The 22,493-nt window shown below is 59.8% G+C and carries 21 protein-coding genes and 3 pseudogenes; 14 read left to right on the forward strand and 10 right to left on the reverse strand.

Translation table 11 applies throughout. The features are described 5' to 3' along the window. Positions 1–40: 40 nt before the first annotated feature. The 4 genes from ASG39_RS06895 (at position 41) to ASG39_RS06910 (ending at position 3,505) form a co-directional block, all read left to right on the forward strand. Positions 41–553, forward strand: a complete 513-nt coding sequence (locus ASG39_RS06895; protein ID WP_244481155.1) for a cytochrome P460 family protein — start codon at positions 41–43, stop codon at positions 551–553. Positions 554–576: 23 nt separating this feature from the next. Further along, a complete protein-coding gene (locus tag ASG39_RS06900; protein WP_162242413.1) occupies positions 577–1,230 on the forward strand; it encodes a DUF4405 domain-containing protein in 654 nt (217 codons plus the stop codon). A 203-nt stretch (positions 1,231–1,433) separates the two neighbouring features. Then, on the forward strand, positions 1,434–2,603 hold the full coding sequence (locus ASG39_RS06905; protein WP_062594301.1) for an NADH-dependent flavin oxidoreductase: 1,170 nt from the start codon (positions 1,434–1,436) through the stop codon (positions 2,601–2,603). Positions 2,604–2,665: 62 nt separating this feature from the next. Further along, a complete protein-coding gene (locus ASG39_RS06910) occupies positions 2,666–3,505 on the forward strand; it encodes an SDR family oxidoreductase (RefSeq protein ID WP_062594303.1) in 840 nt (279 codons plus the stop codon). Between the two features lie 209 nt (positions 3,506–3,714). On the opposite strand, the gene ASG39_RS06915 is transcribed toward ASG39_RS06910, so the two are convergent. The 5 genes and pseudogenes from ASG39_RS06915 to ASG39_RS23075 form a co-directional block, all read right to left on the reverse strand. Continuing rightward, the gene (locus tag ASG39_RS06915) at positions 3,715–3,897 is read right to left on the reverse strand and encodes a hypothetical protein (RefSeq protein WP_062594305.1); all 183 of its coding nucleotides are present in this window, start codon (positions 3,895–3,897) and stop codon (positions 3,715–3,717) included. A 66-nt stretch (positions 3,898–3,963) separates the two neighbouring features. Beyond that, positions 3,964–4,729, reverse strand: a pseudogene (locus tag ASG39_RS06920) (XdhC family protein). A gap of 55 nt (positions 4,730–4,784) precedes the next feature. Further along, entirely contained in the window at positions 4,785–7,166 is a 2,382-nt protein-coding gene (locus tag ASG39_RS06925; RefSeq protein ID WP_062594307.1) for a xanthine dehydrogenase family protein molybdopterin-binding subunit, read from the reverse strand. Continuing rightward, positions 7,163–8,155 carry a xanthine dehydrogenase family protein subunit M gene (locus ASG39_RS06930; protein WP_062594310.1) on the reverse strand — a complete coding sequence of 331 codons (993 nt, stop codon included), beginning with the start codon at positions 8,153–8,155 and terminating at the stop codon, positions 7,163–7,165. Before ASG39_RS06930 ends, ASG39_RS06925 begins: the two co-directional genes overlap by 4 nt. Then, positions 8,152–8,640, reverse strand: a complete 489-nt coding sequence (locus ASG39_RS23075; protein ID WP_082477017.1) for a (2Fe-2S)-binding protein — start codon at positions 8,638–8,640, stop codon at positions 8,152–8,154. The genes ASG39_RS06930 and ASG39_RS23075 overlap by 4 nt, the downstream gene beginning before the upstream one ends. A 262-nt stretch (positions 8,641–8,902) precedes the next feature. Between ASG39_RS23075 and ASG39_RS06940 the strand changes: the two genes are divergently transcribed. Next, entirely contained in the window at positions 8,903–9,796 is an 894-nt protein-coding gene (locus ASG39_RS06940; protein ID WP_062594314.1) for a LysR family transcriptional regulator, read from the forward strand. Positions 9,797–9,923: 127 nt separating this feature from the next. Here ASG39_RS06940 and ASG39_RS06945 read toward each other — a convergent pair whose 3' ends face one another. Then, a complete protein-coding gene (locus tag ASG39_RS06945) occupies positions 9,924–10,451 on the reverse strand; it encodes a Pycsar system effector family protein (protein WP_062594342.1) in 528 nt (175 codons plus the stop codon). 151 nt (positions 10,452–10,602) lie between these two features. Here ASG39_RS06945 and ASG39_RS06950 point away from each other — a divergent pair, with 151 nt between their 5' ends. From ASG39_RS06950 to ASG39_RS23080, 7 genes are all read left to right on the forward strand, one after another. Next, positions 10,603–14,316 (forward strand): FecR domain-containing protein, encoded by a 3,714-nt coding sequence (locus ASG39_RS06950; RefSeq protein WP_062594316.1) that lies wholly within the window; start codon positions 10,603–10,605, stop codon positions 14,314–14,316. Further along, positions 14,316–16,307 (forward strand): adenylate/guanylate cyclase domain-containing protein, encoded by a 1,992-nt coding sequence (locus ASG39_RS06955; RefSeq protein WP_062594318.1) that lies wholly within the window; start codon positions 14,316–14,318, stop codon positions 16,305–16,307. The genes ASG39_RS06950 and ASG39_RS06955 overlap by 1 nt, the downstream gene beginning before the upstream one ends. A 3-nt stretch (positions 16,308–16,310) precedes the next feature. Further along, a complete protein-coding gene (locus tag ASG39_RS06960) occupies positions 16,311–16,793 on the forward strand; it encodes a MarR family transcriptional regulator (protein ID WP_210168562.1) in 483 nt (160 codons plus the stop codon). Between the two features lie 54 nt (positions 16,794–16,847). Beyond that, positions 16,848–18,059: an FAD-dependent monooxygenase gene (locus tag ASG39_RS06965; protein ID WP_062594343.1), complete on the forward strand. Its 1,212-nt coding sequence runs from the start codon at positions 16,848–16,850 to the stop codon at positions 18,057–18,059. A gap of 140 nt (positions 18,060–18,199) precedes the next feature. Beyond that, on the forward strand, positions 18,200–18,367 hold the full coding sequence (locus tag ASG39_RS24065) for a transposase (RefSeq protein WP_162242414.1): 168 nt from the start codon (positions 18,200–18,202) through the stop codon (positions 18,365–18,367). Positions 18,368–18,399: 32 nt separating this feature from the next. Further along, positions 18,400–18,570: a hypothetical protein gene (locus tag ASG39_RS24665; RefSeq protein ID WP_162242415.1), complete on the forward strand. Its 171-nt coding sequence runs from the start codon at positions 18,400–18,402 to the stop codon at positions 18,568–18,570. Beyond that, positions 18,542–18,859: a hypothetical protein gene (locus tag ASG39_RS23080; RefSeq protein ID WP_062594322.1), complete on the forward strand. Its 318-nt coding sequence runs from the start codon at positions 18,542–18,544 to the stop codon at positions 18,857–18,859. Before ASG39_RS24665 ends, ASG39_RS23080 begins: the two co-directional genes overlap by 29 nt. A 16-nt stretch (positions 18,860–18,875) precedes the next feature. Here ASG39_RS23080 and ASG39_RS06980 read toward each other — a convergent pair. The 3 genes and pseudogenes from ASG39_RS06980 to ASG39_RS24295 form a co-directional block, all read right to left on the reverse strand. After that, a partial coding sequence (locus ASG39_RS06980) for an aldo/keto reductase (protein ID WP_162242416.1) occupies positions 18,876–19,442 on the reverse strand: 567 nt, incomplete at its 5' end. Between the two features lie 50 nt (positions 19,443–19,492). Continuing rightward, the gene (locus ASG39_RS24290; protein WP_347360154.1) at positions 19,493–19,816 is read right to left on the reverse strand and encodes an aldo/keto reductase; all 324 of its coding nucleotides are present in this window, start codon (positions 19,814–19,816) and stop codon (positions 19,493–19,495) included. Positions 19,817–19,869: 53 nt separating this feature from the next. Beyond that, positions 19,870–20,273: pseudogene (locus ASG39_RS24295) on the reverse strand (aldo/keto reductase); the annotation flags it as partial. A 111-nt stretch (positions 20,274–20,384) separates the two neighbouring features. Here ASG39_RS24295 and ASG39_RS06990 point away from each other — a divergent pair. After that, a complete protein-coding gene (locus ASG39_RS06990) occupies positions 20,385–21,284 on the forward strand; it encodes a LysR family transcriptional regulator (protein WP_062594325.1) in 900 nt (299 codons plus the stop codon). A gap of 160 nt (positions 21,285–21,444) precedes the next feature. Here ASG39_RS06990 and ASG39_RS06995 read toward each other — a convergent pair whose 3' ends face one another. Then, positions 21,445–21,843 (reverse strand): hypothetical protein, encoded by a 399-nt coding sequence (locus ASG39_RS06995; RefSeq protein WP_156468049.1) that lies wholly within the window; start codon positions 21,841–21,843, stop codon positions 21,445–21,447. Positions 21,844–22,083: 240 nt separating this feature from the next. On the opposite strand from ASG39_RS06995, the pseudogene ASG39_RS07000 reads away from it, so the two are divergent. Beyond that, positions 22,084–22,437 (forward strand): annotated as a pseudogene (locus ASG39_RS07000) (2OG-Fe(II) oxygenase family protein); the annotation flags it as partial. Between the last annotated feature and the right edge of the window lie 56 nt (positions 22,438–22,493).

Consider the following 22,493-nt stretch of genomic DNA (forward strand, 5'->3'; position numbering starts at 1 on the left):
CAATGTGGGCGCCCCGTGCCCGTCGACGTTCGGATTGCCGTTGATCGGCCACATCTCCCAGCATCAGAAAAGTATCCCCATGCCTTTGTCGCCATGTCGTTCTGTCATTTTTGCCTTTTCAGCAGCCGTACTTCTCTTGGCGCCCGGCTTCAGCGCCGCGGCTGCTAACCGCGTGACCTTCCCCAAAGATTTCAAGCAGATGGTCATGTATGGGGACTACAGGCGCGGATCAGGTGGTGAGTTAGCCTATGCCCTGAAAGAAACGATCGACATCGCCAAGACGGGCCAGCCATTACCGCCAGGCACAAGACTTGTCTTGGAGATCTACGACAACGGAGCCCTGACTAGCTATTTCGTCATGCAAAAGGGCGTCGACTGGGGCCGCGAAGTCGAGGAGGAAAAGAGCACCGGTGACTGGCATTTCCAGCAATTCGGCATCGACGGCCAAGTCAACCGCACGTCAATCGCAGAGCGTTGCGAGGCATGCCACCAAGGGCAGGAAAGCAATGATTTCATGTTCACTCGTGGCCGCATGGAAGCGTATCTGCCCTGATGTCAGTCCAGCTACGTTTGCTGATGAACCTGACAGCGGGCAGCTTGCTGCTCGCCGCCCTGGCCTATGACTGGCTGGGAAACCTCGCTCATGAGCTGATCGGAACAGCCATGTTCGGGCTGCTCATCGCCCACAACACCTTCAATCGCCGCTGGTATGGCTCGGCTACCCGTAAGGGCGGCCGGGATCTGCGTGGCTGGCTCAACATCGCCACCATAGCTACGCTTGCCACTGCGATGCTGATCCTGCTGATAACCAGCATCATCATCTCGCGATCTCTGTTCAGCGCTCTTCCGATTGTCAGCACCTTCGGTGCCCGCCTGCTGCACGCCCAGGCCGCGTATTGGGCTCTGGTGATCGTCGCCATCCATGTCGGTATGCGCTGGTCCATGATCATGACTTCGATGCGCAATTGGCTACGCCTTGGCTCCCCTAACGCCGGCCGCACCTGGGTACTCCGTATTGTAGCTCTTTCCATCGCTGCTTACGGCGTCCACAGCTGGATGACCGTGGGCACCGGCTCGCGCCTGCTGGCCGAAATGACTATGAATTTTTGGAATTTCGAAAAGGCAGCATTACGGTTCTTCCTCCATCAGGGCGCCGTCGTGGGGTTACTCATCTCTGTGGCGCATTATACGACCGTCTGGCTGCAAAGACCGAACCGGCCTAAACAATAATTTCTCGGAACATCATCGAAGTGCCGGCGAGCCGGCGGCCCCTTATGTGGCCGAGCGAAGTCTGAGAGCTTGCGTCGAGACAGCATCCCAAGGCCTATTCAGAAACCTGGTTTCTAACCCCATGCAGATTATTGAGAATAATCACCGGCCGGCTTCCTTGCTAAATATCGGCTCTGATAGAGCCAACAATGCGAAGAAGAGAAATGCCGATGATGAAATCGAGACTGTTTGAACCGTTCAGCTTCCCGAACGGGTTGACCCTTCGCAACCACGTTGTGATGGCGCCCATGACAACATGGTCCGGAAATGACGATGGGAGCGTGTCCGATGCGGAACTCAACTACTACCGGCGCAGAGTGCAAGGTGTCGGCCTGGTTCTAACCGGCTGCACCCATGTGACACCCAACGGCGTCGGGTTCACGGGCGAGTTTGCCGCTTGCGACGACGAATTCACGCCTAGCCTGCGACGACTGGCTGAGGCCGCCAAGAGCGGTGGAGCTCCAGCTCTGCTGCAAATCTTCCACGCCGGCAACAAGGCGGAACCCGATCTCGTGCCGCACCGGGACGTGGTGAGCTCAAGCGACGTTCCAATGGTTGCCGGACCGTTCAGTCCAGGCGGGGTTGTGCCGCGCTCGCTGACGCATGACGAGATCCTCGGCGTGATCAACGATTTCGGCGAAGCGACGCGTCGCGCAATCGAGGCCGGCTTCGACGGCATCGAGCTGCACGGAGCTCACGGATTTCTGCTCCAAAACTTTGTCTCGCCATTCTACAACAAACGCGATGATGAATGGGGTGGCTCGCCGGAAAACCGGATGCGGTTTCCACTCGCAGTCGTCACAGAGGTCAAGCGGGTCATCCGCGAATACGCCGATCGACCCTTCCTTCTGGGATACCGCATTTCGCCTGAGGAACCCGAAGAGGGCGGTCTGCGTATCGCCGACGCGTTTGGCTTAATCGACAAGCTCATCGATACCGGTGTGGACTACATCCACGCGTCGCTGGCCAGCGTGCTCGAAGCAGAGCCTGTTGCCAATGCCGACGAATACACGATTGCGGAGCTGATCGCTACGCACGTTGCAGGACGCGTGCCGGTGATTGCCGCTGGTCAGATCAGAACCCCTGAGCAGGCAAGCCGTGCTCTCGAACTCGGTCTGTCGCTTGTAGCGGTCGGCCAGGGATTGGTCATTAACCCGAACTGGGTCGAGCTGGCGACGAGCGGTCGGGAAAATCTGATTGCGGACACCGTTAGAACCTCGACCGTTTCGAAGATCGAGCTTCCTGCCAAGCTTTGGGGCGTCATTCAGGCGGCGACGGGCTGGTTCAAGGTCGATGATGACCTCGCAGAACGAGCGCAAAAAGCAACCGTGTAGCTCCTCGCTCCCCTGTCGGGCTGGCAGGCTCGGCCATCGCATTCCAACATTTAGGAAATCCCATGAGTAAAGTATGGATGATCACAGGTGCCGGCCGCGGCATGGGCCTGGATTTCGCCAAGGCAGTTCTTTCCTCGGGCGACAAGCTTGTTGCAACCGGACGCGACCCCGAGCGTGTGGCCAAGGCCATCGGCGCTTCGGATAACCTGCTGGTCACGACGCTGGACGTGACAAAGCCGGCAGACGCCGTCTCTGCCGTTCACGCAGCGGTCGAACGTTTCGGACGCATCGATGTGCTGGTCAACAACGCAGCAAGCTTTTACGCAGGTTATTTCGAAGATCTGACGCTGGAGGAAATGGACTTGCAGTTGGCGAGCGCTCTGATCGGCCCGATGAACGTCACGCGGGCCGCGCTTCCGGTCATGCGCAAGCAGGGATCAGGCAGGGTCGTGTCGATTTCGTCTACAGCGGGTCTGGTTGGTTTCGAGTTCTGCAGCGCCTATGCTGCCGCCAAATTTGCGCTTGATGGCTGGATTGAATCGCTGCAGCCGGAGGTCGCTCCGTTTGGCATCGAGACAATGATCGTCAACCCGGGCTTTTTCCGTACCGAGCTTCTGACTGATGACTCCACCCAATACGCGTCTTCATCCGTGAGTGACTACAGCGAACGTCGCACGCAGAACATCGCGTCCTGGAAGTCCGCCAGCGGTCAGCAGCCTGGAGATCCGCGCAAGCTGGCGGAGGCCTTGATCACGCTGGTCAACCTGCCCGAACTTCCACGCCGGTTCGTTGCAGGTGCCGACGCGGTCGCTATGGTCGAGCAGAAGCTTGCCCTTGTCCAGCAGCAGATTGATGCCCATCGAGAACTGTCAGGTTCGTTGTCGTTTAATGCACAAACCTGAGAATTCCGGCAGCGGGGTGCGTTGCGCAACCCGCTGCTTTATCTGCTTTGATAGCAGTATCAGCCTGAAAGCTGATCGTACGTATTCTCAATGATTTCGGACTGCTTACCGGGCTGGTTGCCCGGTTGTTTTTGCATTCAAATGCGCCCATCTTTGGCGCAACATTGAGTGCCGACGGTCATGCTGAAACCTGACGAGCGGTTAGATCATCACGTGCACTTGACAACCGTCATGGATGGGGTCTCACGGGCCACTGCGGTCCAGCCTGCCTGGACCGTATCGCACAGGTCGACACTCGCAACGCTCATGCCGCAAAAGATCAGTACAGCAAGCAGCCACCCTGAACCGACGGACCGCGCGTCGAAATAGTAGTCTTTGGGATCGTAGGCCATTCGTTCACTTCCTGTCATTGCTTGTATTCGATCCCTTGGCCACATGTGCGTCGGCCTGAGGGACGTTCAATTCTGTGATTCGGAAAACGCCTGCGCGACCTCCGCCACGACTGAAAGCGCCAAGGCGTTGGCATCGCGGGTCGGCCCGAACAGTCCAATCGGCGCTTTGATCCGACGCGCTTCAGCGGGTGAGTAGCCCAGGTCGCGTAGTGCCTGGCAGCGACGCTCATGGGTTCTTTTGCTCCCGAGGGCACCAATGTAGAACGGCTTCCTGCGCAAGCCCGCTTCAAGCCACGGCAGTTCCTGGTCAAGGTCGTGAAACAGCACAGCAACCGCTGTCTCGTGGTCGATCATGTTCGCGTCGAAATCACGAAGTTTTTGACCGAACGCGAACACCTCGAACTCGGAGGCCATAGCGACCCTTGTGGTGGCCTCCAGCTCAATACCGCGGCCTCACATCTCTGACGACGTGGATTGCCAAAGTAATTCCACCGCCGCAGGGCAGACTGATGTCGAAGAATGGAGACCCTTCGCCGAGGCTGAGATATCTGTCCGTGTCCTTGCTGATCGCCGCGATTGCTTCAGCGGCAACAGCCGCCTCTGTACAGCCGCCGGAGACGTAGCCACAATAACTGCCGTCACCACGAACCGCCATTTGAGCGCCGAGCGCGCGCGCCGCACCTCCACGGATCTCGATAAGCGTGACCAATGCACTGCCCAACCCGCACTCTGCCCCATCGGCTGCATAATTGATAATCGCCGCAGGGTCATCGGTCACAAAGGCGCAGGCCGGCGCAGGTGGAGTGTCGAGTACGGAGAATGAGTTTAGCATCGGGAACCCTCATAGGCATGGGCGCTGCGCAAGCCTCGTCGCAGCGCCCCGGTCATCAAACCAGCTTTTCGAGCGTGATCGGGAGGCTGCGGATGCGTCTGCCTGTCGCATGGAAGACGGCATTGCCAATGGCGGGCGCCACACCCACAACACCAATCTCGCCGACGCCTTTGCCGCCAAGAGCGGTTGCCTGCATGTCCGGAATACCAACAGAGATCACTTGGATCTCAGGAATGTCGGCATTCACCGGGATGGCGTAGTCGGCGAAATTGGCATTGACGGTGCGTCCGTCGCGCTGGTCGACATAACCCTCTTCGAGCAGTGTCTGACCAAGGCCCATGACCATGCCGCTGATCCACTGGCTCTCGGCAAGCTTTGGATTGAAGATCCGGCCGCTGTCGAAGGCCGCCACCATCCGTTTGACGCGGATCGTTCCGAAATCCTCATCGACACCGACCTCCACGAATTGCGCGCACCAGCTATGAGCCGAAACGCTCCCCTCTGTCGCGCCCTTCAGCTGCGCGAAACTGCGGTCGGCGGCATTCTTCATGTCTTCCGTGGCGCCGGAAGCAAAGGTGTTCCCCTCGATTTCCAACCTGTCCTTGCCAACGGCTTTCAGCAACTCTGCGATACTGATGCCGCCAGCAGGCCGCCGGGTCGGGCGTATTGTGCCCTTCTCAAAGGTCAGTTCCGGCAGTTTCAAAGATTGCAGCGGTGACTTTGGATCGGACGCTGCAAGCCTCACTAAAGCCGTGCGGGCATTTTCAGCCGCTTTGACCAGAGCGCCGGTCAGGTTGTTGGCTTGCTGCGAGCCGCCAGCGAGCGCCGAGCGCGGGAGCGATGTGTCGCCGAGCCGGACCGTAACGGTCTCTACAGGAACACCGAGATAGTCGGCGGCAGTCTGGGCGAGAATGGTATATGTGCCGGTTCCCATGTCGGTGGCGGCGCTTAGGACCTCGACCTGTCCACTAGTATGGAAAACGATCTTGGCTTCGCTGGGAGTTCGGATCATCGGGTAGGAGCCGGCGGCCATTCCATAGCCGATCAGTTCGCGGCCTTCACGCATCGAGCGCGGGGCAGGGTTGCGGTTCCACCAGCCGATGGCTTCCGCACCGGCAGCATAAGCTTCCCGTAACTGTCGCGTGGTCCACGGCATGTTGTTGCTGGGGTCGACATCAGCCCAGTTGGCAAGCCGCAGCGTGACGGGGTCCATATTCAGTGCATAGGCCAGTTCGTCGATCGCACTTTCCAGCGCATAGGCGCTCGGGTTTTCTCCTGGACCACGTTTCCATCCGGGCTGGACCGTGTTGACCGGCACGACGTTCAGACGCGACGAGAAATTCGGTGTCGCGTACATGATTTTCGTCACGTTGTTGCAGGCCTCGACATGCACTTCGTCGATCGCCGTCTCATTCCAGCTCTCATGGACGATCGATGTGATCGTGCCGTCTTTTGAGGCGCCAATCGACAGGGTTTGCCGCGTGGCGGGGCGGCCTCCGAGGCCGGTAAAGGTCTGTGGGCGGGTGAGGGACACCTTGACCGGACGGTTCAGCTGGCGGGACGCGACGCAGGCCAGCCCGACATGGGGATGCGCCCCGATCTTGGAGCCGAATCCGCCGCCGACATAGGGTGAGATGACCCGAACATTCTCGATATCGATGCCTAGAAACTCGGCGACGACGCTTCTGGCGCCTCCGACCCACTGACTGGGTTCCCATACCGTGATCTTGCCGTTTTCCCAGGACGCGATGGTGGCATGCGGCTCCATCGGCACATTGTATTCGCGTGCGGTCGTGTAGGTGACATCAATCTTGACCTCCGCGTTGTCTAAGCCAACCTTGGCATCGCCCCAAGCCACGCCCATCGGTTCGATGAGCATCGGCTTGGCCTCGGGGTCGTTGATGTCGAGAATGGCGTCGCCATCCTCATAGTCGACCTTCAGAAGGCTTGCCGCTTCCGTCGCAGTTTCAAAGGTTTCAGCCACCACGAGCGCGATATGCATGCCGTTGAAGCGAACCAGGTCGTCCTGGATCGGTGTGAACTCTTCCGTCGCGCCGCCGCCCTTGCTGTAGACGGTCGGCTTGTTGATCTTCAGGGTGTTCTGGAAGGTATAGACATCGATGACACCCGGCAGAGCCTTCGCGACAGACGCGTCGATATTGACGATGCGGCCCGCTGGACGCGTCGCCTGGACCGTGACGCCATATGCCATGTTTTCGAGCTTCTGCTCGATCGCGTAGCGGGCTTTGCCTGCAACCTTCAAAGGACCTTCTGCGCGAGAAACGCGGGAACCGAGCGATGCCGCCTTCGTAGCAGCGGGCTCGGAAGCAAAAGCGTTCGGCGCGAGGTTAACGCCAGCGCCCGCGACAGCAGCGACACCTGCACCGAGTTTCATGACGGTACGGCGGTTGAGTTCCAACTGTTTGTTGTTTGTCATGCTATATCTCCTACCGTCATCAGAGCACGTGCCACGACTTTCGGTGTTAGCTCGATCTTGAACGCGTTATGTCCGCTCGACTTTGCACCATCGACAGCAGTTGCAGCAGCGGTTCGAAGTGTCGCTTCGTCGATGGGTTTCCCCTTGAGCGCCTCTTCGACGGCACGAAGACGCCAAGGTTTGGTGGCGACGCCGCCAAGAGCAATACGGACATCGCGGACGGTTTTGCCGTCGGCCTCGAATTCGATGCCAACGGCGGCGCTGGCGGCGGCGAATTCATATGACGCGCGATCTCTGACCTTGAGATAATGCGATCGTTTCAATGCGGCGACACGTGGGATTTCGATCCCGACGATCATCTCGCCGGGTGAAAGTTGATGCTCGAGATTCGGCGTCTGTCTCGGAAGTAGGTAGAATTCATCGATAGGAATGCGGCGTTCGACCTTTCCGCGAACGAGCACAGTGCCGTCAAACGCCACGAGCGAAACGGCAAAATCTCCTGGATAAATGGCTATGCAGGCATCGCTGATGCCAAGTACCGCGTGATTGCGGTTGATACCCTCAAGTGCCGCGCAGCCGGAGCCAGGATTGCGCTTATTACAGTTCGGATAGGCGCCGGGGTCTCGGAAATACGTACAACGGGTTCTCTGCATCAGGTTGCCGCCAATCGACGCCATGTTGCGCAGCTGCGCCGAAGCGGCCCGCCAAAGGCTCTCGGACAGAACCGGGGCTGCGTCCATGATATCCGCGTGGGCTGCAACTTTACTCATTTTGGCGAGCGCACCGATCCGGATGACATCCGTCGAGACCTCGATCGTGTCGAGGCCGGGGAGGCGCGTGATGTCGACCAGATGCGCAGGGCGCTCTACATTGAGTTTCATAAGATCGAGAAGCGTTGTCCCACCGGCAAGAAATCTTGTTTCTGGCTTGGCAGCTTCTGAAATTGCGGCGCTCGTGTTTTCGACGCGCACGTAATCGAACGTTCTCATAGCGCGGCCTCCTTGAGGCTACTTGAGGCATCGCGGACTGCGGCTACGATATGCGGGTAGGCACCGCACCGACAGAGATTGCCGCTCATGTATTCGCGGATCTGATCGTCTGAGCCTGTGTGCCCTTCGCGAATACACGCGACAGCCGACATGATCTGGCCGGGCGTGCAGTATCCGCACTGAAATGCATCGTGCTCGATGAAGGCAGTCTGGACCGCATGCAAAACGCCGTCAGCAGTTTGAAGGCCTTCGATTGTTGTGACCGGGCGGCCCTCGACCTGAGCTGCAAGGGTGAGACAACTCAAAACTCGCTCACCATCGACGTGGACCGTACAGGCGCCACATTGGCCGTGATCGCAGCCCTTCTTCGTTCCAGGCAGATCGACGTGCTCACGAAGTGCATCGAGTAGCGTCGTGCGTATGTCCAGGTTGAGATCACGGCGCGTGCCATTGATCTCAAGCGATAGTTGACGGGCGGCTGACATCTCGTTTCCTCTCGAACCCAGGTATCGATGGTGGAACGTAGCTCGGGGGCCGACGAGAGATTAGGCAGCGTTCTCCGCATGACGTTAGAAACGCGACTTCTAAATCAGCCAGCTAACGCCTTGATGTTCCGCCGCTTGCATATCGCCGTCGCTGGCACGCTCAGGGGCGTGCGCAGTGATTGGCGAGACGTAAATCGCAAAGAAGCAGACATCGCCCAGGAAATCACTAGTATCGGCTTCAGTTTAGAAATGGGATTTATGAATGAGACACGGAGACTTCAGCGAACTTGCCGCGTTCATCGCTGTCGCGGAGGCCGGAAGCTTTACGCGGGCTGCCGCCAAATTGGGGCTCTCTCAGTCTGCTGTCAGCTACTCCGTGCGAATGCTGGAACAGAAGCTTGGCGTGAGGCTGATCTCCCGGACAACGCGAAGCCTGTCATTGACAGATGCCGGTCAGCGCATGTTGCGAAACCTTCGCCCATCGTTTGAGAACATCGAGAACGAGATCGCCGCCATCTCTGCGTTACGGGACAAGCCAACCGGCACGATCCGCGTCACGACCTTCCGATATGCGGCTACGAGCGTCCTCTGGCCCGTTGTCACGAAGTTTCTGGCAGAATACCCCGATATTGAAATGGAAATTATCGTCGATGAGGGCCTCACAGACATCGTAGCCGATCGCTTTGACGCCGGCATCCGGGTTGGTGAACAGGTCCAGAAGGACATGATTGCTGTTCGTATAGGACCGGACTTGCGCATGGCAGTTGTCGGGTCACCCTCCTATTTCGTAAAGCGTGGCGTGCCTCAAACGCCCCGCGATCTCGGCAATCATTTGGGAGTCAGCTACCGGCAAACCACCGGCGGGGGTCTCTACGCATGGGAATTCGAGCGAGATGGAGAAGTGCTTCAGGTCAGAATGAACGGCCCGCTGATCATGAACGACGGCGTGATGCTTGAGGCTGCTGCTTTGGATGGATTGGCACTGGCCTACACATTCGAAAGTCAGGTTGCGCAATACGTTGAGGATGGTCGATTGGTCAGGGTATTGGAAGACTGGTGCCCGCCGTTTTCCGGGTATCACTTATACTATCCAAGCAGGCGCCAGCACACCGCAGCGTTCGCGTTATTCGTTGAGGCGCTACGCTACAGAAGCTGATTGCCAAGATCGGAGCCGCTGTTGATCGTAAAAAGCTACGTTACTCATATTTAGCCAAATTTCGTTTGTTGGTCGCGGGTTCGAATCTCGTCAAGGCGATAGGAAACGTTTCGACAAAACGAGCGCTTCAAAGGGCGACGAGAAGCAGCACGTAGCTGAGCACGGCTATGACAAGGCCGCGGAAAGCAAGGGTAACGAATTGGTATTTGCTTTGGGCAATCACCGAGAGAACATCGACATTGTCGACATACTGCCGAAACAGATAGTTAATGTCGCGCTGCGCCGCCGCCGCGCTGAACGCGTCCTTATGATGCGCCCATCCGCCCCAGAAGAGTGTCGTGGTCTTGGCGGCGCGGCGCGGCAGGATGACCATGATGGCGCAAATGATGGAGAAGACGGTCGAGGCCGCTAGGACTGCAGACGGAATAGAAATCTCGTATCTGAAGGGAACGTAGCGGGCCGGCGAAAAAACACCACGCCCGTCGCTGGATGAAATTAGGAATGCCAACATAAATGTGAATATGTAAGCAGCTTTCTGATCGGATATCTTGATCTGATCATAAAATATCTCGTTCACCGTCTTTATATGATCGAAATATTCCTTATCGGCAAGGGCACTTTCTACTGTACGTGCCCCCGTACGTGCATCATACATCCCGTCCGTATCCATTCCCCCCTCCCCAATCCGTTCTACACCTCGTTGCTAACAGCACAATTGCACAGTGGATGCAATATTTGAATTACCGTGCATCTTGACTTTCAATCGGGCCAAATCCAGTAGGATTACGGGGATCGAGGGGATTTCTATGAGAAACGGCATTATGGCCGTCGTAGCGGCATCTGCATCACTGTTTTTTACGGAAGGACCGAAAGCCGACCCCTTGCTGCGGGCAAGCGCTGCGGCAGGCTCGGTGATCGCGCGCAAATCCGGCGAAGAGATCCGGTTCGTCGAGAAGGACGGCTGGTCGGTCGTCGATCTATCCCAGGATGTCGTCAATGGCGACGTTCTCCGCACAAACGCGAACGGGCAGCTCGCCATCCTCTTTTCGGACCGGACGCAGATGCGTCTCGGTCGCAACACCTCGCTGCTGGTCAAGCAGGTCAACCGGGGTGGAGCCGACGCCAGCGTCGAGCTGCAGTCCGGCACCATCTGGGCCCGGGCCGAGCGCGGCGGGTCGGGCCTGGCGATCGACACGCCGGCCGCCACCGCCGCCATCAGAGGAACCGACTGGACGCTCTCGGTGGATGCCGCCGGCAAGACGTCGCTGAACGTTCTCGATGGCGTTATCGACCTCAGCAATGCGCTCGGCAGCGTCCAGGTCTCCAAGGGCGAAGGAGCGGTTGCCGCGATCGGGCAGGCGCCGCGCAAGGTGATCGTTCTGAATTCGGACGATCGCGAGCAGATGCTCTACTATCTGGAACTGCGCGATGCCTTTCCCTTCCTGCCGGCGTCGCCTTTGCGAGGGCCGGACATGCGGGACCGGCGTGCCGCGCTTCTCGCCGTTCCGGCGGAGCGTCGAACCAGTGACGATTGGCTGACACTGGCCGAGGTCGAACTCACCATTTCCGGCAAGGCGCAAGCGCGGGCGATGCTTGCCGAGGTGCGCCGGCATGCCCTCAACGATCGGCAGGCTGCCCGGATCGATCTCCTGGAAGCGCTCATGGCCGGGTCGGAGAGGCGCTATGCCGAGGCCGGCACACTGTTTGACCGCGCTGCATCGAAACTCGACGGCGAGCGCAGATCGATCGCGCGTTACGGAGCCTACTTCGCCCGGTCCCTGGCGGATCCGAACCGTGTGGAAACGCCGCCGAAGCCAGGGGCGGGTGCCGCCGGCGTCATCGGCGAAGTCTTCACGGTCGGCTTCCGAGACAGTCTGCGGGCAACGCTCGACGTGTTGAAGCGGGCCGAGACGCGCTACCCCGACGATGCATTGATACCGGCGATACGGGCGAAGGTCGCTCTGGTTCTGGGCGATCGTGAACAGGCACAGGCGGCCATCGCCTTGGCGCTGTCGCGAGATCCAAGCCAGGCCATCGCGCTGGAAGCGAGAGCCGACTTCGAAGCTGGCGTGCGCGGCAATCTCGATGGAGCGCTGGCCGACCTTCGTACAGCGCTCGTCTCCGAGCCGGGCAACGCCACCGTCTGGAACTCCCTCGGCCTGCTGCAGTCCGCCCGCGGGGCGCGGCGCGATGCCGAAGCCGCGTTTAAAAAGGCAATCGACCTCGACCCGATGTCGCCACTGCATCACGCCAACCTTGCCGAACTCTATCTTGAGGAATTGCGTGTCGAGGACGCTCGCCGCGAGATCGATCGGGCGCTCGCGATCGATCCGGGCTTCGACATCGCTCTGATAACCCGGGGACAATACCACCTGCAGGCAGGCGAAAGGGATAAGGCGATCGCCGATCTGCTGGCGGGCTCCACCGCCAATCCTGCTTATGCTCAAGGGCAATTGCTGCTCGCCGCCGCACTCTACGCCAATGGCGAGCGGAGTGCCGCGGATCAGGCACTGGACAATGCGGACCGGCTCGATCCGAACGATCCGGTCATAGCGGCCTATCGTACCTCCCTCGCAATCGAGGACTATGATGCGGACGGAGCGATCCGCAATGCCCAGGATTATCTGAGGCGGTCGCGCCAGCGCGGCGGCGATTTCGGCTCCGTGGGAGCGAACCAGGATGCAGGTTCCATCCTCAACGACGCGTTCCGCCTGCAGGGTCTCGACGCATGGGGCCAGTTTTACGGCGATATCGTTTTCGATCCCTTCGCCAGCACGTCCTATCTCGATCAGACTGTTCGCGGCAGCGTCAATCCGTTCGCCAACAGCTTCAGCTACGGCCTCAACACGATCGATTCGTCCGGCAACGGAGGCAGCTACTCGTCCTTCCTCAAGGCTCTGCTCCTCGATCCGCACGTGCTCGCGGGCAGCGAGCGGCAGGCAAATCTCGTGCGGATGCCCTTTCTCGAAACGGCACTGACCGGGGGCATCAATATCGGCAGTGCCGGCTCGGAATGGGTCAAGGGTGCGCAGATCCAGGGCTTTCATCAGGTGCCGTTCCCGATCAGCTTTTTCGGGAACCTGTCGTGGGAAACACGGGGCGATGAGCGCGCCGGTGCGGATGGCACGGACGCCCTACGCGGTACCACGGACATCACCGGCGGCAACGGCTACATAAGGGCCACTCTGACGCCCGACGACCGTATCGTCGCCTATGTGAACAGCGGCGACAACGACAGTCTTGTGGACGCGGCGCGCATCACCCCGCTACAGCAGTTGATCCCCGGGCTGGCCTTGCCCGCTGTCGCAGTCTTGTCGCGGTCGCGCGACACCAGCGCACAGGATATCCTCAACTTCGGTGCGGGCTGGAGTCATACTTTTGGATATCGAAACATCCTGAATGCCGCCGTCTTCGGAAGCAATGTCGAGGGCTTCAGCCGCTCGCTTGGCGGCATCTCCCTTGGAGGTGCTCCCTTGCTCTTCGCTCGGCAACAGGATCTGCAGGAAAAAAGCAGGATAGGCGCCATCGGTTACACTCTCGGCATCGGCGATGCCACGCTCCGTGTCGGCGTCGAGGGCGGTACCATCGACGCGACGTCACGATCCGTATCCCGCCTCGGTTTTATCAATCCCGATGGCACGCCCGGCGTGCTGCTCGAGGATACCTTCGATAAGGCGGATATCACGACCGGCACACTCTATATAGATACGCTGTACGACATCATGCCGGGCCTCAAGCTCGAAGGCGCTCTGTTCGCGCGCAGGCTGACAGGCGATACGGTCGACGTTGCCCGCCTCGAACCGCGCGCAGGCCTCGCTTGGGAGGCGCTCGACGGGCAATGGCTGCGTTTGGGCTATCTGCGCGAAGGCTTTCCTCAGTCCACACCCACACTTGCACCTGTCGGGGTCGTCGCGCTCCAGTCGAACCAGTTGCCGCTCTCGATCGAGGGTTACGCCGACACGTTGGCTGCCCGCTGGGATGCGCAATGGACGGACCGGATCTTCACCGCGGTCGATTACCAGCACCAGTCCGTGCGCAATTTCCTGATCGCCGATCCCTTATCGCTTCCGTCCGCCGATCTCATCGGCGGCAACATAGCACGCGGGCGGATAGACCGGGTCAGCTTCACCGGCAACGTCGCCCTCGGTCACGGCATCGGCCTTGCCGCGACCTATGCGCGGGCGTCGTCCCGGAACGACGATCCGGACAGTGCGGGCTTTGGTGGCGACCTGACCTATGTCCCGCGGGACGCGGCACAGATCGCACTGACCTTCGTCAACCCTGTCGGCGTCGCGGCCACGGTCGCCGGCAATTACACCGGACGGCGGGCGAGCAATCTGCCCGGCGAGACGCTCGGCGACTACTGGACGCTCGACGCGAATGTCGGCTGGGAGTCTCCGGACAGCCGGGTGCAGGTCGATATCGGCGGCTATAACCTGACGGATGAGGACTTCTACGTTTCGGCCGGTACGGCGGGATGGGGACGCACCGTGAAAGCACAGATGACGGTTCGCTTCTGATGGTCCGGGGTCGAAAGGGAGAGCGTGCGGCGGGAGCGCCGGATCTCGCCGGCATCGACGTGCGAAAACGGCTCTTCGGCCTCGGGGTCGTCACGCTTTTTGCGGCGCTGCTTTTTGGCTCCGTCGCTCAGACTTCTCCATGGCATCTTCTGGAGATGCGGGTCTTCGACTACCTTTCGACGCTTGCTCCCCCGCAACGACCGACCGACAGCCCCGTTATCGTCGCCATCGACGAACCCTCGATGATGGAGATCGGCGCTCAGTGGCCCTGGCCTCGCTCGTTGCACGGCGAGCTTCTGACCGCGCTGCGCGCTGCGGGAGCACGTGCTATCGCGCTCGATGTCATCTTTGCCGAACCCGCTGCGGATCCCGCAGAAGATGCCAATCTCGCAGCCGCGCTCGGGCCGGATGTCGTGCTGGCCGGTGACGAAACCTTGATCCGGACACCGCACGCCGACCAGTTCGTCCGTACGGAACCGCTTGCCGTACTGACCGAAACCGGTGCCAGAACCGGTATCGCATCGGTCAGCCTCGATGCGGACGGCGTGCTGCGCCATGTGCCGGCTTATCCTGACAGTCTTGCGCGCCAGTTGATGGCGGTAGCAAGACAGACTTCCGAAACGACAGCGGGCGAGAAGCTGATCCAGACCTTCGGACCTGCCAGGACCTATGAGACGGTCTCCTACTATCAAGCGCTCCATCCGGAGCAATTCCTGCCGGAGGGAACATTCAGGGGACGCACCGTCATCATCGGTCTCAGCCTTCAGAATGCCCCCACGCTCGACGCCGCCGCGGCCGACGCATTCCCGACATCCGATACGCTTCGAAGCGGTCGCCTCGTGTCCGGCGCCGAAGTGCAGGCAACGCTGTTCGACAACCTGTCAGCGGGCCTTTTTATCACTCCGGTCGGACCGCTTCCGGGGTTTCTCGGAATTCTCGCAGCGTCGGTTCTCGCCGCGTTTGTCACCCGCGGCGATACCGGCTGGGCAACCGGGGCGACAGCCTTGATGGTCATCGCCGGTGCGGTCGTCGGCAGCAGCCTTCTGGTGCGATACGGACGCATTTTCGTCCCGCCGCTCGCGCCGCTCGGCTCTTTTCTCCTCGTCTGCGGCGTGAAGGCGAGCCTGGATTTCGCCGCGGAGCGTCGTCGCCGCCGCCAGATCACCTCCGCCTTCTCGCAATATCTCGCGCCGGCCGTCGTCGCGAAGCTTGCAGCCAACCCATCGCTTCTCAAACTCGGTGGCGAGCGGCGGGTCTTGACAATCCTCTTCTGCGACGTTCGGGGCTTCACCACGATCTCTGAAACGCTCAAGGACGATCCAGAGCAGTTGACGACGTTGATCAACCGTCTCCTAACGCCGCTGTCGGACATCGTGCTCGAAAGCGGCGGCACGATCGACAAGTATATTGGCGATTGCATCATGGCATTCTGGAACGCCCCGCTCGATGTGCCGGACCATGCAGTTCGCGCCGTTCAAGCTGCCCTCGCGATGCTCGAAGCGGTGGAGGCTCTGAATGCTCGGCTGCTCGCTGAAGCGATGCAGGCCGGCCGGCCGAGCCCACCACCGCTGCGGATCGGGATCGGCATCAATACGGGCGCCTGCATCGTTGGAAACATGGGCTCGACGCGCCGGTTCGACTACTCGGTCCTTGGGGACAGCGTCAATCTTGCGTCGCGCCTGGAAGGTGAGTCGAAGAACTACGGCGTGCCGCTTCTCATTGGTGAGGCCACCGCCGCTCTCGTCGCAAAAGTGATTGCTGTTGCCGAACTCGACCGTATCAAGGTCAAGGGACGCACCGGCCTCTCGGCCGTCTATGCCGTCCTGCCGGAAGCGACACCCCAAGCGCTGCGGACGCACGCAGCGTTCCTGCGGGATAAATATGATGGAACCCTCGACCTGTATGGTAGCAAGACGAAAGATGCGATCGAGGGTTTGCCAGATCTCCGGTATTACTATGCGTCCCATGGCACGAGGAGAGGCGCTCGTTGAAGCGTGAAGCAGCTCATAGACGAACGTCGAAAGAATATGCCCGACCACAACGATCAAATCCATCCAGAGGCGGCAGTAGCCCCCGGCTACCTTGCGAACCATGCAGCCAAGGTTTTCAATCGCGTCGTGGACACGGCGTTGCGGCCGCATGGCTTGTCGCTGGCTTTGATCGGGCCGATCATGCTTCTGTCCTGGAAAGGACCAATGCTTCAACGCGACCTCGTTCGATCATCTGCCGTCAAACAGCCCGCTATGGTAGCACTGCTCGATAAACTCGAAACTATGGGGCTCATTGATCGCACGCCATCGCCTGATGATCGACGAGCCGCCATGGTGCAGCTTTCAAACAATGGTCTCGTAGCAGCAGAACATGGACGCCATGCGTTGATTTCCGCAAACGCTCAGGGACTCGAAGGGTTCTCGACTGAGGAGGTGACGAAGGTCATCGAACTTTTCCAGCGGCTGATCGACAATTTGGAGAGATGAAACTGGAACATTTACATCATACATGATGTTCTTTTGAAAAAGGGGAATATCGTGATGTCAAACCGGATTCTTGTCACAGGCGCGAGCGTTGCTGGAAATCTGACAGCGTGGTGGCTCGCTCGTTATGGGTTTGAGGTCACCGTCGTTGAGCGGACGCCTGAATTTCGCAACGGTGGCCAGAACATCGATGTCCGAGAGATCGGACGCGAGGTCCTGCGCCGGATGGGCCTGGAACAGGCCGCGCTGGGTAAGGGAACGGGTGAGGAAGGCACGGCGTGGGTCGATGAGCAAGGAAATGAGCTTGCGAAGTTTATCACGGAAGATCTCGGCCAGGACGGGCCGACTGCAGAGATGGAGATCTTACGAGGTGACTTGGCACGCCTTCTCTATGAACCTGCCAGTGCACTTTCAGAGTTCCGTTTCGGGGATCATGTTAGAGATATCGATGATAGCGCAGAATCTGCCAAGGTAATGTTCGCGAGCGGTAAGACGGAGAATTATGATGCTGTCATCATCGCTGAAGGTGTCGGGTCGTCCACGCGCGAGCTGGTGTTTCCCAACGAGAACATTCCTCGCTTTATGGACCTGACGATCGCTTATTTCACGATCCCGCGACAGGTTGACGATGACAGTATGTGGCGGTGGTACAATGCCCCGGGTGGTCGGAGCATATCATTGCGCCCGGATGCACATGGCACAACGCGGGCCATGCTGTCGATCCAGCAGCCACCTGAAGGTGAACAGTGGTGGGACGTCGAGCAGCAAAAGGCCTACTTGCGGAACCGGTTTGCTGACGCAGGCTGGCAGGCAGAACGTGTGCTCGCAGGTATGGAAGATACGAAAGACTTCTATTTTGACGTTTTACGACAGGTCCAGATGGACCGTTGGTCGAAAGGGCGCGTCATCCTCACAGGCGATGCTGCGTGGTGCGCGACGCCCTTGGCCGGAATCGGCGCAACACTCGCCGTGGTCGGCGCATACGTTCTCGCAAGCGAGATAAAGCTAAACTCATCTCATATGGAGCAAGCCGCCGCGGCCTATGAGGAGGCAATGCGACCCATGGTCAAACAGGGGCAGGGCGTGCCGAAATTTGCGCCGAGGATCATGAACCCGCATAGCAAGCTTGGCATCAACTTGCTGCACGGCATTCTCAATGTCGCGAGCAAACCGGCTATCCGCAACCTAACTGCGAAGTTGTTCGCCAGTGAACCCAAGGGTCCGGACTTGTCACGTTACGAGAGGTTGATGAATACCGCAGCCGTTTGAGATTGGCGTTCCGCGTAGTTTGAACAAGCGTCTTCCACTCGCTGTTCTGACCCCCTGCTGTCCTTCCCACTCTGATATGTGATCGGCTTTTCTTTGATGACGAACGGAAATTCCTTCATGAGACTGCGTCGGAGATACTTATGACCGGCAAGGCCGGGCGTGCGGGACACCGCCAGTGGCCGGACGAGTTGAAAGCGCGGATCGTTTCGGAGAGGTTGCGGCCGGGCGCAATGGTGAACGATGCGTCTGACCGCTATGAGTTGAAACTGAAACGCCTGTCGTCGTCACGAACGACATCGATGTCATAGATGAGATTGTATTTTAAACCAATCTCCCTGCGCTGAATGCAGGCCTTGAGGCGGCGCGGGCCGGCGAGGCGGGCCGTGGCTTCGCGATCGTCGCCAAGGAAGGCGCGAACTCGCAAAACGGCGCCAGTCCCGCGCGCGAGATGCAAAGGCCTGATTTCGGCGAGTGCGGTTCAGGTGGAGCGCGCTCTGTATCTCGTCGATGAAACGGGACAAGCGCTTTCTCGGATCGTCGAGCATGGGACCGACGTTCGAAAGCTCGTCTTCGCCATATCCTCGGCAGCACGCGAGCAATCGACCGGCATCGGGGATGTCTCGCAGGCTGTCCAGTCTGTCGAGCGCATCATGCAGCATGATGCCGCGATCGTAGAGGAAAACAACGCGGAGATCTACGGCCTGTGCCAGCGTGTCGAAATCCTTACCGACAAGATCGATCGCTTCCGTATCGAAACCGCGCCTGTACTCGAAAATATCCGAAGAGTCAGCGCCTCTTAGCGGTGGGCAGCAGATACTAACTCCGAATGTCGGCGCCCCCAAAAACCACCTGGTTGCGGACGGACGGCTTGAAGAGGCCGTAGAGGAAGCCTCCCTTTTCACCGCTCGCCGCCTCCAGCATTGCTTGGTGCTCCTGCGAGAGTGTCACGTCGAGGGCGCCGACGTTGTCGCCGACCTGTTCGGGACGGCTAACGCCCATAAGAGTACTGGCGACGCCCGGGCGCCCGACTACCCAAGCAAGCGCGATGCGGGCCGCGGACTCTCCGGCCTCGTCTGCAACGCGTTTCAGGACGTCGACGATGTGCCAGTTGCGATCTGTGAAGAGTGTATCTCCGAACGGGTTGTCCCCGTCGAGGCGTTTGTCGCTGTCGTCACGCGTGCTCGTTCCGGCGSCGCCCTGGTTGGGAACACCACCCTTGCGGGAGCCGCTGGCCTCGACCGTGGCCCGGTCGTACTTCCCGGTCAGCAGACCATAGGCAAGGGGRCTCCACGGGACGAGCCCCATGCCCGCCGATTGACCGAGGGGTAGATGCTCAGCTTCAACGCCGCGCTCGACGAGCGAGTAGAAGTACTGAAGGCCTATNAACGATACCTAAGGCGGGTCACTTCTCGGTGGAAATGCCGGGTCAGCTCTCAGTGGAAATCAACAGCAAGGGGGCTCCACGGGACGAGCCCCATGCCCGCCGATTGACYGAGGGGTAGATGCTCAGCTTCAACGCCGCGCTCGACGAGCGAGTAGAAGTACTGAAGGCCTATGGGTGCCGGTAGACCCCGCAGCCGGGTGATGGTGGCGACTTCCGCTGCATACCAGGCCGGAGTGTTCGAAAGACCCCAATAGCGGATCTTGCCGGACCGGAYGAGGCCTGCCATCGTCTCCGCCATCTCCTCRGCAGGGGTGATGCCGTCCCAGATGTGGATCCAGTAAAGGTCGATGAAGTCCGTCTGGAGACGCTTCAGCGAAGCCTCGACTGAGGCATGGACGTGCCGGGAACCGTTTCCGCCCGCGTGGNGCAGGGGTGATGCCGTCCCAGATGTGGATCCAGTAAAGGTCGATGAAGTCCGTCTGGAGACGCTTCAGCGAAGCCTCGACTGAGGCATGGACGTGCCGGGAACCGTTTCCGCCCGCGTGGAAGCCGCGACCCGTAGAGAAGCCTGACTTCGTTGCGATCACCAKCTGCTCACGTAAGCYCCCTTTTGCAACGAATTGACCGACCATCTCTTCAGAACGCCCCCCGGAGTAGGCGTCGGCCGTGTCGATAAAGTTGCCGCCGAGCGCGACATAGCGGTCGAAGACGTCTCTGCTTCCCTCGTCGTTCATGCCCCAGCGGGGCGTCCCGAATGTCATTGTGCCGAGCGCCAGTGGGCTGACGAGGAGTCCGGAGGTACCAAGGGGACGATAGGTTTCAAGATTCATGGTGCGGACGCTCCGTTCGAAGGCGATCGTGATTGGAGCAGGAAGATGGCACGGACATCGACGTTCGATTAGACTATGTTCGGCGCATGGGTTGCTGAAGGAACTTCATGAATGGATCGAGACCTCTGGTCCGGCCTCGCCGTTTTTGCCGAGATTGTAGAAGCCGGTAGCTTCGCGAAGGCGGCGACGAGAATGGGCGTCTCGCCCTCCGCGCTTAGCCACGCGATGCGCAGCCTTGAGGCCAAGGTCGGCATCCGCCTTCTTGATCGGACGACTCGTTCGCTGGCCCCGACCGAAGCGGGCGAGAACCTGCTCCTGCAACTTCTCCCGGCGATGGCGTCGGTCAAGGGGGCGTTAGGAACGCTCGATGCCGGACGCGTCCGGCCGGCGGGACGGGTTAGGATCAACGCCCACCGCATGGCAGCTGTCCACGTCGTGCTTCCGCGGCTGGCTGCCTTCGCCGAGACGTGTCCGGACGTCGCGGTCGAACTCGTCGTAAACGATGGGCTTGTAGACATCGTCGCCGAGCGTTTCGACTGCGGCGTGCGCCACGAAGGTCAACTCCAGCGCGACATGATCGCGGTGCGCATCAGTCTTGCCGTGCCGCTCGCGTTTGTCGCCGCGCCTGCCTATCTGGCGTCGCGGGGTACTCCGCAGGCGCCAGACGACTTCGGCCGGCACCGCTGCATCTGCTATCGCTACACATCCGCGGGAACAGTCCACGTCTGGGAGTTTGTGTCGGGAGAACGCATTTTCCAGCAAGCGGTCACCGGGTCGTTTGTCACGAACGACGTCGATGTCATGCGGGACGCTGCCGTCTCCGGCGTGGGCGTGGCTTGCTTGCCCGCCCCGCATGTCGAAACGCAGCTGAAGTCCGGTGCGCTGGTCGAGGTTCTCAACGGTTGGGCGCCGATCCTGCCGCCGAACCACCTGTACTATCCCAATCGTCGCCAGCCGAGCGCGGCCTTCCAAGCCTTTCTCGAAGCGATGCGGGTCCCGGCCGCAGCCTGACAGGTGTCGTCGCGACAGCCGGGACTGACGACAATGCCGCCCTCGACGTCAGCCCGAAGCTGCTTACCGCTCATGGCACGCCGCAAACCTTGGACGATCTCCAGACGTTGCCCTGCATAACCTTCGACGGTCCGGAACCTTTGGCGGGGTGGCGTTTCCGTCATCCAAGAATTGGAAAGTCGCTGCTTGCACCTGTCAGAACGCGCCTTTCGGCAACACGGCTGAAGCCGCCGTCCGTGCCTCGCTCCGCCATCTTGGAGTGATCCGGCTTCTCCATGACCAAGTTGCCGATGCCGTCATATTCCGTGACCTGCAAATTACCCTCAATCGCTTTTAACGCGAACTGGCGCTCGTGAGCCTGGCATACATCGGCCACATCTTTGCAGTAAAATCCGCAGGCGCGAGAATCCGCGATAGTTGGCTTTGGCAACCCGATATTCGGGAACGATTGGAGTTCGATGACCTTCATGTTGCTGATGAATTGCGCGAATCTCGGTACACCGACTGGGTGATCGGCACGCTCGTCGCGACCAGCACCGCCATCGTGATCGCCAACCAAATGCGGCAACGCCTTCAGTGCTGCTGACCAACTCTGGCGCGATGCGAGCTAGTTCGCCACCGCGCCATCCAAGGCCCCAGAATATTATGTTCAAGCAATCTCTTGGAGACGAAGCTGTTTAATCACCCTATCCACAACAGCCTATGAAATTGGAATGCTTTTCCCATGGAGCTGCCATGCTGAAATAACAAAGTTTGTTTAGTGATTGGATAAATTTATTCTCTCCCTGTTTAATGGAGAGTGCCTGGGACCTTTATCATCAATAGCGGCGAGCTGCTGGAACTGGCGACGAACGGCTTCGTCCGCGCCGACGTGCATGACGTGGTGACGCCGCCGCCGGGCACTGAACGCTTCTCGGTCGCATTCTTCCTGGGCGCCCGCTACGAAGCGAAAATCCCTGTCGTCCCGCTACCGGAGACGCTGAAACGCAGCGAGCGCGGTGTCACCTTCGACCCGCTGAACCCGATCTTCCGCAAGGTCGGGATCAATCACCTTAAAAGCCGCCTGCGATCGCATCCCGACGTCGCTGCCCGACACCATCCAGATCTCCTGTCCTGCTGGACATGCCGGCCAAAGACTGATGGAGCCGGCTGACGGCAATGTTCGGGTCGAGGACGGCGGCTTCGATACTCTAGCGTGAACTGTCCGCT

The organism is Rhizobium sp. Leaf371, assembly GCF_001424045.1.
Classification (GTDB): domain Bacteria; phylum Pseudomonadota; class Alphaproteobacteria; order Rhizobiales; family Rhizobiaceae; genus Ferranicluibacter.